Source organism: Paenibacillus sp. NPDC058177, assembly GCF_042883835.1.
GTDB lineage: Bacteria > Bacillota > Bacilli > Paenibacillales > Paenibacillaceae > Paenibacillus_AQ > Paenibacillus_AQ agri.
Window position 1 is genome coordinate 2,071,198 of the sequence record NZ_JBHVVB010000001.1, and the last position, 11,923, is coordinate 2,083,120.

At 52.3% G+C, this 11,923-nt stretch carries 8 protein-coding genes; 3 read left to right on the forward strand and 5 right to left on the reverse strand.

Going from position 1 to position 11,923, the window contains the following annotated elements; translation table 11 throughout:
• Positions 1-102: 102 nt before the first annotated feature.
• Positions 103-675: a xanthine phosphoribosyltransferase gene (locus ACFVU8_RS09945; protein ID WP_066371725.1), complete on the reverse strand. Its 573-nt coding sequence runs from the start codon at positions 673-675 to the stop codon at positions 103-105.
• A gap of 240 nt (positions 676-915) precedes the next feature.
• Between ACFVU8_RS09945 and ACFVU8_RS09950 the strand changes: the two genes are divergently transcribed.
• Positions 916-2,034, forward strand: coding sequence for a YkvI family membrane protein (locus ACFVU8_RS09950; protein ID WP_379468772.1), 1,119 nt, complete (start codon positions 916-918; stop codon positions 2,032-2,034).
• On the opposite strand, the gene ACFVU8_RS09955 is transcribed toward ACFVU8_RS09950, so the two are convergent.
• Genes ACFVU8_RS09955 through ACFVU8_RS09965 form a run of 3 tightly spaced genes read right to left on the reverse strand, consistent with a single transcriptional unit; the run spans position 2,021 to position 7,759 of the window.
• Positions 2,021-5,317, reverse strand: coding sequence for an AAA family ATPase (locus ACFVU8_RS09955; RefSeq protein WP_387427146.1), 3,297 nt, complete (start codon positions 5,315-5,317; stop codon positions 2,021-2,023). The genes ACFVU8_RS09950 and ACFVU8_RS09955 overlap by 14 nt on opposite strands.
• Complete coding sequence (locus ACFVU8_RS09960) at positions 5,259-6,617, reverse strand: metallophosphoesterase family protein (protein WP_387427238.1); 1,359 nt, start codon at positions 6,615-6,617, stop codon at positions 5,259-5,261. Before ACFVU8_RS09960 ends, ACFVU8_RS09955 begins: the two co-directional genes overlap by 59 nt.
• A 5-nt stretch (positions 6,618-6,622) precedes the next feature.
• On the reverse strand, positions 6,623-7,759 hold the full coding sequence (locus tag ACFVU8_RS09965; protein ID WP_379468768.1) for a glycosyltransferase family 4 protein: 1,137 nt from the start codon (positions 7,757-7,759) through the stop codon (positions 6,623-6,625).
• Between the two features lie 174 nt (positions 7,760-7,933).
• Here ACFVU8_RS09965 and ACFVU8_RS09970 point away from each other — a divergent pair, with 174 nt between their 5' ends.
• On the forward strand, positions 7,934-9,319 hold the full coding sequence (locus ACFVU8_RS09970) for an RsmF rRNA methyltransferase first C-terminal domain-containing protein (protein WP_387427148.1): 1,386 nt from the start codon (positions 7,934-7,936) through the stop codon (positions 9,317-9,319).
• A gap of 133 nt (positions 9,320-9,452) precedes the next feature.
• Complete coding sequence (locus ACFVU8_RS09975) at positions 9,453-9,545, forward strand: YjcZ family sporulation protein (protein WP_217492820.1); 93 nt, start codon at positions 9,453-9,455, stop codon at positions 9,543-9,545.
• 1,215 nt (positions 9,546-10,760) lie between these two features.
• Here ACFVU8_RS09975 and ACFVU8_RS09980 read toward each other — a convergent pair.
• Positions 10,761-11,561 carry a Cof-type HAD-IIB family hydrolase gene (locus tag ACFVU8_RS09980; RefSeq protein ID WP_379468762.1) on the reverse strand — a complete coding sequence of 267 codons (801 nt, stop codon included), beginning with the start codon at positions 11,559-11,561 and terminating at the stop codon, positions 10,761-10,763.
• Positions 11,562-11,923: the final 362 nt, after the last annotated feature.

The following is an 11,923-nucleotide window of genomic DNA, read 5'->3' on the forward strand; positions in this document are numbered from 1 at the left end:
TGACGCCTCCTCTCCTATGTCTAAGCTTTATTATAAAGGAAAAATCATAGGGTGAAAAGAAGTTGTTTGGAAAATAGGCTTGTGTTTTGTTTCCACTGCCTTCTAGTCTTCGAAGACAACTGTTCCTTCATTTAGGGAACTGATCCGGACTAAGGATTCCAGACGAATACCTTGTTCGCGGATGGTGCGCGCTCCTGCCTGGAAGCTCTTCTCCACAACGACTCCTAAGCCAACCAATTCTGCACCGGAACGTTGAATAATTTTGATCAATCCCCGCGCCGCATCTCCATTAGCGATGATATCATCAATAAACAGAATCTTATCCTCTGGCGAAACAAATTGACGGGAAAGCATAATGTCGGTAACTATTCCCTTGGTAAACGAAGGGACTCTCTCACACAGCGCATCGGGATCGGCCAGCAGTGTTTTTTTGCGGCGTGCAAAGACGAGCGGTACATTCATAACCAAGGCGGTGGCAAATGCCACGGCAATTCCGGAGGATTCCACGGTTACTATACGAGTAATCCCGCTATCGCTAAATCTCCGGGCAAACTCCCGTCCCATCTCCATCGTCAGCTCGGGATCTACCTGGTGATTCAATAGAGCATCCAGCTTAAGCACCTGATCCGAAACGACGATACCTTCCTCCAAAATCCGCTTTTTCAACACTTCCATGACTTTGAACCTCCAATACACTTATATAATCCATATCTTCCCGCGCACTCCACACAAAGGAATACGTCAGAAGTCATGTCCTTCTGTTCCTCATCATAACCTGTACTATATAGAGTACACAAGGCAATCCTGCAATCCGCTGCTCCATTACCGCTCCAAAATAACCACTCTCAAGGCACCTCTGTTGTGATACATCATTCAAGCACCTGACAGAGGATCCCAAAAACAAGGAGGAAAGCTGTGAAAACCCATCTTCGCACCTTACAGATCGCATTCACTTATATTGGCACTATCGTAGGGGCCGGATTTGCCACCGGGCAAGAAATCCTCCGCTTCTTTACCCGTTACGGTCATTGGGCACTGATCACGATCCTGTGCTCCACTATACTGTTTATTTGGCTTGGCACCAAAATGATGGTGCTCGCCCGGCGGATCCGGGCGAATTCTTATGAGGATTTCAACCGCCACCTCTTTGGCGAGCAGACAGGCAGTATAATCAGCCTGTTCACCATGGTGATTCTGATTGGCGTAAACAGCATTATGCTTGCCGGTGCGGGAGCCATTTTTCAGGAGCACCTGGGTTTTCATTATCAGGCTGGACTAATCCTCACCATCCTAGGGTCTTATCTGCTGCTGACACGAGGCATCTCTGGTATCCTCCACATGAACAGCACCGTTGTTCCACTCATGCTGGCTCTTTCTCTGATTATTGTGATTAATACGATGCATCAACCGGGCGCTGAATATTTTCTGTTTCTCCAGACGGACACCAGCACGTTCTCTGCCTGGCTGTCTCCATTACTGTATACAGCATTTAACCTGGGGATGGCACAGGCTGTTCTTGTACCGCTTGCCCGGGAGACAGAAGACGAGAAGGCCCTGCTGCGGGGCGGTATACTGGGCGGGGCTGGAATAGGTCTCTTACTGCTGGCAGCGCATTTTGCCATGAGCTCGCAAATGCCCGGAATCATGCAGTACGAAATTCCAATGGGCAGCATCGCATTTAGACTTGGAGCCGTGGTCCAAACGATCTACCTGCTGCTAATCTTCCTTGAAATCTTCAGCACATTTGTGGCGGATATTTACGGTGTTACCGCGCAGTTAAAACAGAGGCTGCCCTTATCCCAAGATGTAATTATCGCTTTGCTCATGTTAACCTGCTACCTATTTAGCCAATTCGGATTCAGCTCTCTCTTATCCGTGTTTTATCCCATTTTCGGCGGTCTAGCACTTGTATGGGGATTCAAGCTGATGCGCACCCCTATCTCCCCGCCACCAGAAGGGCCGAAGCCCGAATCTGGCAGAGATGAGACTTCTTTAGCCAAGCTGAAGCCAGCTTCACGAATTACACGGAAATAACAGCAGCCGTAGGAATCAGCACCCCAGCAGCTTCCGCGACATGGCGGTGACAGGTCATCATTACGATTTGTCGGGTCGCCGACAGCTCGCCAAGCAATGAGAGCGCAGCATGCAGCCTCTGTTCATCAAAATTAACAAAAAGATCGTCGAACAGTAATGGGAGACAGGCTTGCCGAGCCATCGTCTCCGCCAGGGCCAGCCGCAATGCCAGATAGAGCTGCTCCGCAGTTCCGCGGCTTAGCAGTCCGCTATCCAGCAGTCCCGCTGTCCGATGCTCCGCTTTGAGCTCTTTATGCCCCAGAGTCATCACCACTCTGAGGTACTCTCCCTCAGTCAGCTTGTTAAAATAGACCGAGGCCAGCCGCAGCACCTGCGGCTGTTTCTCCTGCTCGTAAATTCTCCGCGTCCTGCCGATAAGTTCCGCAGTAATTGCGGTCACCGCATATTGCCCTGCAATGAGACGAAGTGCGGACCGTTGTTCCTCCAGCTGCTGGAGAACCGTGTCTTCTAGACAGCGCTCCTTCAGGTATTCTCTCTCCTGGAGCAGCTTCCCTCGTCGCTGAAGGAGACTACTGCGCTCTTCTTCTGACGTTGCAGCCTGCTCTTCTGCAGCTGAGCGTTCCTGCTCCAACGCCGAAGCATCCAGCGTATCCAGTAGAGCAAGCAGTTCCTTAGTTCCTTCTTGACTCCAGCCACCGAACATGGCCAGTTCCCATTGGCGAAGGTTCCCTTCCAATTCGCCCCGGCGCTGAACTGCCGCCGAGCGGCGCAGAAACTCCTCGCTGTCCTCAGCGCCTCCTTGCTCCAAAAGACTTAGGCGGCGCTGATTCAGCCGCTCCAAATGCAGCTGGGCCTCTTCATATTCTCCCTCTGCCGATCTCAGCCTGGAAGTTAGATCATCCAGCCGCAACAGCTCTGCTTTGAGCCCGTCCCAAGCGAGCTTCCTGGCTTCCAGCCAGCCGGGAATCATCCGGGCCAATTCTTCCCGCTCTCCACTCTCCGATCCCGGCATCTCGGGCTGCGAAGCAGAGGCAGCGACTTCTTCTACTGAGGAACCCGCTTCTTCCATAAGAGCCAATACCTCATCCTCGAAGGCTACGCACTCCGCCTCCAGCTGTGCAAGCCGTAGATGGAGCTTGCTCTGCTGTTGAAGCAGTTCATTCCCCTGCTCCACAGCACTGAAGATCTCTGGCAAACCCTCCGGCGACAGACCCTCCGGCAGCTTATGGCTTCGCAGCCAGGCTTCATATCGGCCAGCCGTCTCGGTGAAGGCCGCTTCTTCCTGGCGCATCTCAGCAGCAAGTGCCTGCTCCTGCCCGGCAAGGCTCTCCATCTCGGTGCGGCAGGCCTCGCGCTCATCACTGGCGCGATCCACTTTCTGCCGCCAGGCGGTCCAGGCATCCATGAGCCTGCGCAGCTCCCTCATGCCCGCCTCCAGCCCGCTTGCGTCAGGGCTGGCAGGGCCTCCGGACGACCTGCGCAGCGGTCGTCCCTCTGGGCCACTCTCCGGCTCCGCCCCGGAGAGCAAGAGCCCCCGCAGCCGCAGCATCTCGGCGGCTGCATCTCCGCCGTCCCCGCCATACCATGGCGGGGACGCCTTGCGCCGGCCCGCTCCGCGCAGGCCGGCCCACAGGGCCAGATCGGCCGCGGCCAGCAGGCCGAGCGCGATCCAGGCGCTGACCGGCGGTGCCCCGGTCAGCCACAGCGCCGCGGGCAGCAGCGCGGTCAGGGCTGCACCGGTCAGCAGCAGGCGCCGGTAGAGCGAAGCCATGCGGGCCCGCATGGCTTCATCGCTCCCCGCGCCGTGCTGCAAGCCGTGCAGCTTCGCCTCGCGCCAGCGCTCCGCGGCCTGCTGCAGCTCATCCCAGAGCTGCAGCACTTCCCGCGCGCTGGCCGGTCGCAGCGCGGCGAAGACTTCGGCGCCTGCCGCTTGCTCGCGCGCCAGGGCCCGCTCCGCGGCCTGCAGCGATGCTGCCGCAGCCGCAAGCCGGGAACGCAGCGCTTGGCGTGCTGCGCCCTGGGCTTCCATGCGGCGATCATAGCTCGCGAACGCCGCAGCGTAGCGCCGCGCCGCCTCCCGGTCACCCGCCGCACCGGAGAATGTCGCCAGCTCTGCTGTAGTCCACGCAGGATCAATGCTCCGCAAGATGCGCTGTATATGCGCCAGCAGCCCATCAAGCTCCCCTGTAAGCCGCTGGCGTTCTAGACGGCGGTCCTCATAGATGCTACGACGACGGTCGAGTCGCTCCAGCACCGGACCTTGGGCTACCAGCACAGGGTCTGGGGGATTCTGTTCCAGTTCTGCTGTCAGTTCCGCTTGCAGCCGCTCAATCCGTTCGGCAGCTGCTGCCGCGCCTCGAATCTCGGCTTCCAGCTCCTGAATGCGGTTCGCCCCTTCCTCCGGAAAAGATTGAATTTGCGGCAATCCGGCAAATTCCAGACGGGCAGCACTCCATTGCAGCCATACATCGCGAATTTCTAGCGCCTTGCGCAGCATAATCAATCTGGCGCCAGTGCTGTCGCGCCGTTCCTCGACCTTGGCCAATTGAGCTTCCGTCTCTTCAAGTGACGACGTATTGTCGTTGTAACGCGGGAGATAAGAGCGGCTATCCGCCATCTGCTGCTCCAGCTTTTCGATTGACTGCAAGATCTTCGCTGCTTCCTGAACCTTGCCTCTCGGCTTATAGAGCTTTTCCGCGTCCTGCACCAGCCGGCGCTCCGCCCGCATAATTTCACCACCGCCGCCCATACCGGCATGGAACAAATAACTGCTCATCTCATCAGATTGCAGCGCAGCCAGTTCCTGCAGCTCGTCCAGCGACACGGCAAACAGCTGGCGGAACATACTGCGGGATACACCACCAAGCAGATGACGCTCCAGTTCTGCCTGACCTAGTTCTTCCGTCGTCCCGTCTGCCCGGCTCACGGTAACATTCAGCTTCTCACCCCGTCCTTGCCCCTCTCCACCTCCAGCAAAACGGCGGATTTGCCATAGTCCGCCCTCCCGGTCCCGAGCCTTAAGCACTCCACCATGAACCCCGCCATGGGAAGGCTCATAACGTTCTGTGGGATAACTGCGTCCAGGAATCCCGTACAGCATCGCACGGATGAACTGGAGTGTCGTGCTTTTCCCGGCTTCGTTCTGGCCATACAGCACCGTAACACCATCACTCAGTGCCAACTCGCGACCTTGAATCCGGCCGAAGCCGCTGATTTGCAATTGCTCAATCTTCATCATATCGCCCTCCGTCAGGCTGTTCACGGAAGCCACCCTCAGCTTCACCGGCACCTTCCAGTCCGCTCAGCAGCGTAATGCCCAACTCTGCCGCGCCTCTGAGCCAGTCCAGTTTCTCTTCTTCGCTGACCTGTGACAATAGCCGGCGCAGTTCACGGTTCTCCATTAATGGCGCAATTGCGCTGCTAATCATATCCTCCAGCTCTTCCCGTGAACCCTCACCTTCACCCTTTTCAGCTAATCGGAGCATTTCGCCCAGAAAGCTATCCTCCTGCAGCAACCGCGATCGGTCTACTGCAAGTCCAGATTCCACGGCAAAACCTTCTGTCCATACCAGACCTGGATATTCCTTCCGCTCTGCCCGGAGCGCTTCACGCCGCTGAAGTTCGCTCAGTAAATCCGCAGCTGCCCCTTTTTCTGCCAGAAGGCGATGAACGTTCCCCCTGCCCGTCAGACGGAACCGGACGACAGTCATCAGATGCGGATCTGCCTCCCGGATGTCTTCAATCCTCCGCTCCACCGCCTCGACCCACTGTGCTTCATGTTCCATGCCGTCGATAGACAGCTCAGTCACCTGCCAACGGACGACATCCAGCTCGTGAAACTGCAGCGCCGCTTCTCCGTTCTCCCTCACATCAACCACATAACAGCCCTTTGGGCCGGTCTCCTTGACACTACGTCCTTGAATATTTCCGGGGTAAACGATATAAGGCTTTTCATATAAAATGCTGCGCTTATGAATATGGCCCAGCGCCCAATAGTCAAACCCTTGACCAATCAGATCCTTGCGGCTGCACGGTGAATACGTCTCATGCTGGAGATCGCCGTCCACATTCCCGTGCAGCAGGGCAATATGAAACAGCTCACTGCCTGGCTTCCGGCTAAATGTCACTGCTGTGTTTGCGGTAACCTTGGCAGTAGGATAGGATATACCGCTTACAATAGCGACTTCTTGTCCGTCCCTGCGGCGGTGAGCTGTGGCATATCCCGGCACATCCCCTCCGAATACCGTTACATGTTCCGGCATTTCGACAACCAGACGCGGACCATCCAGCGGATCATGATTCCCGTGAATCAGAAATACAGGGATGCCCTGCTCTCCTAGCTCCTTCAGGGCCTCCTGGAATCGTAGCTGTCCTTGCAAAGAGGCATCCGACACATCATAGATATCCCCGCTGATGACGACAAAATCAACATTTTCCTTTATCGCTAAACAGATAAGCCGCCCGAGGGCGGCAAAGGTAGACTCCCGTAAATAGGAGCGGACAGCGGCCGGCAGATGAGCCAAACCGGCAAAACGACTGTCCAGATGCAAATCCGCAGCATGCAGAAACCGGAAAGGGATCATCACGCTCAACCCTTCTTTCCGGATTGATGCTGCAAATAGGTTTTTTTAAGTTCATTGGCAACCCGGGTAAGGGAGTAACGGCTTTTAGCTTTCTCCCAGGCTGACCGTGACAGCTCATAACGGTAGGCTGGATCGGCAATCACTTTCTCCAAGGCGTCCGCCAGTTCAATATCATCGTCCGGGTTGACTAGCAGTCCGTTCACACCATCCTCAATCTGTTCCGGAATACCGCCCACATTAGTGCCGACCAGAGCCAGACAGCTCAGCGCAGCTTCCGCAAAAACAGAGCCGAAGGCTTCCGCGCGGGAAGGCAGAACAAAGATATCAAAGAAGGGCATAAATTCCTCTGGATGAAGCGTATATCCATAAAAAATCGTCTCATTATAGATACCAAGTTCTTGAGCCAGCTTCTCAAGCTCAGACCGGGAAGGTCCATCGCCGATAATATGCAGTACATACTCATGTCCGCGCTTCTTCAGCTCGGCGCAGGCATGAAACAGCGTATCAATCCCTTTCGCCGGCACCAAACGGGTGACAGTAACTAATTGGGGAATATTATTATCATGCGGGACCGGCTTGAATCGCTTCTCATCGAACCCGTTTGGAATCACCCCGACACGCGTAGGCTCATCCAGATATGGTGACAGATAGTCGGCGAAGGAGCGCGATACGGTCATGAGACGGTCACTGACATGCTCCAGCTCACGATAGATGGATACTAGAAACTGGTGCTCCAGCCCACCCTCAGCAATGACTCCGTTCAGGATCAGTTCCCGCTCATAGCTGGAGTGCAAAGTCTGGATCAACGGAACGTCAGGGAAAACCTGCTTCATCGCCAGTCCCGCTATGGGGTGATGCGCATGAATAAGATCATATTTTTTGCTCAGACGAAGCTTTGTCCACCATAAATAATCACGATAGGTTTGGATATATTTTTGCACAATATGGCTTTCGCCATAACGTGTCCAATCGAAGGTTTCGAACACAACTTCCTCATGTCCTTTCCCGCGTATCCGCTTGGGCAGCCAGAACAAATCCATCTCCCAGCGGCTGGAACGGAACCTTTCCTGCAGATATGGAATCATAGAAGATACCCCGCCGGGTTGTTCCGGCGGAAAGAAGAGCGCTTGCAGCAAATTCATAGGTCTATCCCCTTTACTATTGCCCTGATTACGGTGAGACCCGGCAATTGTGATATAGTTATTCATATGTAAACTTTCCAGATAAGGACATCATGTCTGGGGAGGTTTAATGATTCATACTTTGATTTTATCGGTATCAACATGAAACAGCAACTGACAAAAGGAGAATGACGTATGATGGAAGAACGGCTGCCCGCCGCTTTTACCGCAACAATGAGAGATATACTGGGACAAGAGGCGGACGCTTTTCTGAAAAGCTACACAGCACCGCGCAGCCAAGGACTGAGATTCAACCGGCTTAAAAGCGGGACGACAGCAGGCCTGAGCACCGCTGAGAACACCGTCTCCATGTTTGGATTGGAACCGGTACCCTGGTGTTCTGAAGGATTCTATTACGAAGATCCATCCCGTCCGGGCAAACATCCTTACCATGCTGCCGGACTATATTATATACAAGAGCCCTCGGCAATGTCCGCCGCCGAATTGCTGGCCCCACGTCCCGGGGAGACTGTATTGGATCTTGCAGCAGCACCAGGAGGCAAGACTACCCATATCGCTGCTTTGATGCAGGGCCGGGGCCTGCTGGTCTCCAATGAGATTCATCCTGAACGGGCCAAGATTCTCGCCGAAAATGTGGAACGACTTGGCATTGCACACGCACTTGTCACCAACGCTACCCCAGAGGAATTAGCCCGGCGCTTCCCCGAGACCTTCGACCGGATTATGCTGGATGCTCCCTGCTCCGGCGAGGGCATGTTCCGCAAGGATGCCGGGGCCATTGCCGAATGGTCACCGGATCATGTAGAGATGTGCGCTTCGAGACAATGGGACATTTTGCAGGAAGCCTATAGAATGCTTAAACCCGGTGGCTACATAGCTTACTCCACTTGCACTTTTAACCGCAAGGAAAATGAGGACACCATTGAGCAAATCCTGGACAGCTATCCCGATATGGAACTGGTAACCAGCAAGCGGCTATGGCCGCATTTAGAAAAAGGTGAGGGACATTTCGTGGCGCTCCTGCGGAAGCAGGAAGATGACGATGCAGCATTGGTGGCAGAGCCTAAGCGTAATAAGCGCAGCAGTGGGAAAAATAAGCGAAGTCCAGGAGTTGCCTCCTCTACCAAAGAGGCTTTAGAGCAATTTAAAGCTTGGGCGGCGACGGAACTGCCCGGATTTAATGTGCAGGGTGTTCCGCTTCTCTTCGGTGAATCACTGTATCTGCTCCCTGAATCCTTCAATGAGATCATGCATCCAGGACTGCTTGATGGGCTGAGAGTTCCCCGAGCCGGGCTGCATGTTGCCCACATGAAGAAAAACCGGATCGAGCCTGCCCATGCATTAGCCATGTCATTACAACAAGGACAGGCTGCACGTGGTTATAACTTGGCCGCGGACGGTCCCGAAATCAATGCCTGGCTACGTGGTGAAAGTTTGTCTGTCCCCGCCGGGCTGCACGGTTGGACGCTGGTAACAGTAGACGGCCTCCCGGTCAGCTGGGGCAAAGCCAGCTCAGGACAGCTTAAGAATCATCTTCCCAAAGGTCTCCGTAGCCTATAGCCTATCTTGACAAGCAATGGGCCTATGACCAGTTCATGAAGTCCTCCCCGGCATATGATGTCATTATCCCAAACACACCGAGTGTACAGCATCGGCATTGGGAACAAGATCAGACCTAAGGGAGGAATCAGTTATGGGTGCAGGTTACGGAGGTTTTACTTCAACAGGAGCGATTTTGGTACTATTCATTCTGCTCGTTATCATTTCCCGTTCGTTGTTCATCTAAGTTTTACTGACATAAAGCATATACACGACAAGCAGCTGTGCCGTCCAATTGAGGATGATGCGGCTGTTTTATTTTTCAGTTCAAGCTACATAGACCTCAGATTAGTTTGCTCCCCCATATAAGCCTACTCTTAGATACTCCATCCCCACAACAACCTTTCGGAAGTGCAATTAACAGCATTTTTGTATCCTAAATTCTCTGCAGTCAAGGATTAATGAGAATTAAGTACAATATTGTACCTTAAATCTTCCGAATACCCCGTCCAACTTACTTTTTCGAAAAATAAGATACAACAATGCTCTTATGTACCTCATTTATCATTTTTTAAAAAATATAAGATACAAAAATGCTGTTAGTTGGGAGGTGGACCTTTTTTCACTCTTAACTAGATGGTAACTTCACCAGAATCATGCCTAGTCTTCTGTTTGAATGTTAATTTCACTTAGTGGTTCTCTCGAATTCTCACTGCTTTGAAGCCGGTTTGCCTGAACAATTGCTCTACTTCTTCATTTTGAGTAAATGAATGCATATGGTAATTGATTTTGTAAATTTGAGAAACAATGATAAAGGTTCCTCCAGGCCTGCCGCTAGCTACTGCTTCCCGATTTTTTGTGTTGGCGTTTCTAAAGATTTCGGAGAAATATCGACACCGTAAATCTTGGCAAGTTTATATTTTTGCGCTAACCTATGTATGTCTGACCACCACTACAGCCGCTGTCCAGTATAATGTGATCTTCTTTTATCGCAGTTTCGTGAAAAGCCAAGGGAAGCAGCTTCGAATATGCCTTGTTCATCATCTTCAGCATCACATTACCCACCAAACCTTTGGGGTGCTGGGCTTACACAATAAGTGCCTATAGAAGGCTCATCCTGATCCCTCCTCTCTCGTATCTTCACTCGTAAACTCTAACTCCCAAAATCAACCATCATTATTATTTAATATGTTTTATTTTACAAATAATAACTTTTTAATGCAATCTTCTAATAGATTCGAATGTGCCTATACACCAAACAGGAACGTCACCCAACCAAAGGCTTGCCTTCTCTGCCAAAGAGGCTGTACCATTTCGGTATTCAGAATGATTTGCCCCACTCAACCAAAGAATTGCATCTCGCAAAAAAAGACTGCAAACACGCATCGCCTTAACGGCTGCTTGTGTCTACAGTCTTTTATAAATAACGTTTTAGTATATCTTGTTCTTTCTACTTGTCACTTTAGGACAAACAGTATTTTACGAGCGCATCACGTACGCCATGTTCATTGTTGGTGCCGGTAATGACATCAGCGGCCGCTTTAACCTCAACCGGAGAATTTTCCATCGCTACGCCTAGACCAGCATACGTCAGCATGGAAATATCATTGAAGTAGTTGCCGATTGATAGAACTTCCTCCCGGGGAACGCCGAGATCTGCGGCCAGGTTTTTTAGTGCATTGCCTTTGGACGCTTCTGGATTCATAAAATCAATGAAAAATTCCCCGCTGCGCAAAATGTTATATTGCTGTGTCCAGGTGCCCCATTCCCGTTCTGCTTCATCCAGAATATCCGGCTTCGAGAACACAGTGAACTTCACAATCGGCTCCCGGAAATCTTCCCAGGCCGGCAGCGAGGCTGGTACAACCTGAAAATTCTCATACATATGATTAGCTTCTTTGGATAGGTTCTCCACATTGTCCACGTACATATCAAAAGCCGTATTGATGTCAAAATGCATCCCGCGTTCGCGGCAATACTCAATATAAGGGTCTAATCCGCGTGCGTCTAATCCGTATTGATGCAGCACTTCCCGGTTCTCCACGCGCACGGTGGCTGCTCCGTTATGACCCAACACATAACCCGACAGTCCCATCTCCTGCATAAAAGGAATCGAGTTCTGCGGGCTGCGCCCTGTACATAATACAATTCGGCCACCCAGCCGCGTTACTTCCGCAATGGCTTTCATGTTCTCTTCGCTCAGTTGATGATCATCATTGAGCAGTGTTCCATCGACATCCAGTGCAATCAGTTTGTATTTCATACTCCACCATCCTTGTCTGTCTTTGTTTGTTATCTGCTTAGCGAGGTCCATTATTTATGGGACTGTATGAAACGTACACCACAGGTTATATCTCTCAGATGAAGCAACTTCGGACGCATCCTTGGTACTCCTCATAGCTCACTATAGTAGCTCCATGGATTGCCTGAGTCTTGCTCCAGTATTCTGCAATCATTTGAGCGGCCACCGCAGTATCGAATACATTGATTCCAGCACCAACTATAACAGGTTATAAAATAAGGGCAATCTTGGACCTCTGTCAAGAAAGTGGACAGTCACGCAACGGATTTTTTAGTAAATTGCTGTGCAAAGCGAGCGGGAGAAAGATATCCCAGTGCACCGTG

Bases quoted from the DNA above. Each gene is read 5' to 3' on its own strand.
- ACFVU8_RS09965 (WP_379468768.1), bottom strand. From the start codon at position 7,759: ATGAATTTGCTGCAAGCGCTCTTCTTTCCGCCGGAACAACCCGGCGGG.
- ACFVU8_RS09975 (WP_217492820.1), top strand. From the start codon at position 9,453: ATGGGTGCAGGTTACGGAGGTTTTACTTCAACAGGAGCGATTTTGGTA.
- ACFVU8_RS09960 (WP_387427238.1), bottom strand. From the start codon at position 6,617: ATGATCCCTTTCCGGTTTCTGCATGCTGCGGATTTGCATCTGGACAGT.
- ACFVU8_RS09945 (WP_066371725.1), bottom strand. From the start codon at position 675: ATGGAAGTGTTGAAAAAGCGGATTTTGGAGGAAGGTATCGTCGTTTCG.
- ACFVU8_RS09980 (WP_379468762.1), bottom strand. From the start codon at position 11,561: ATGAAATACAAACTGATTGCACTGGATGTCGATGGAACACTGCTCAAT.
- ACFVU8_RS09970 (WP_387427148.1), top strand. From the start codon at position 7,934: ATGATGGAAGAACGGCTGCCCGCCGCTTTTACCGCAACAATGAGAGAT.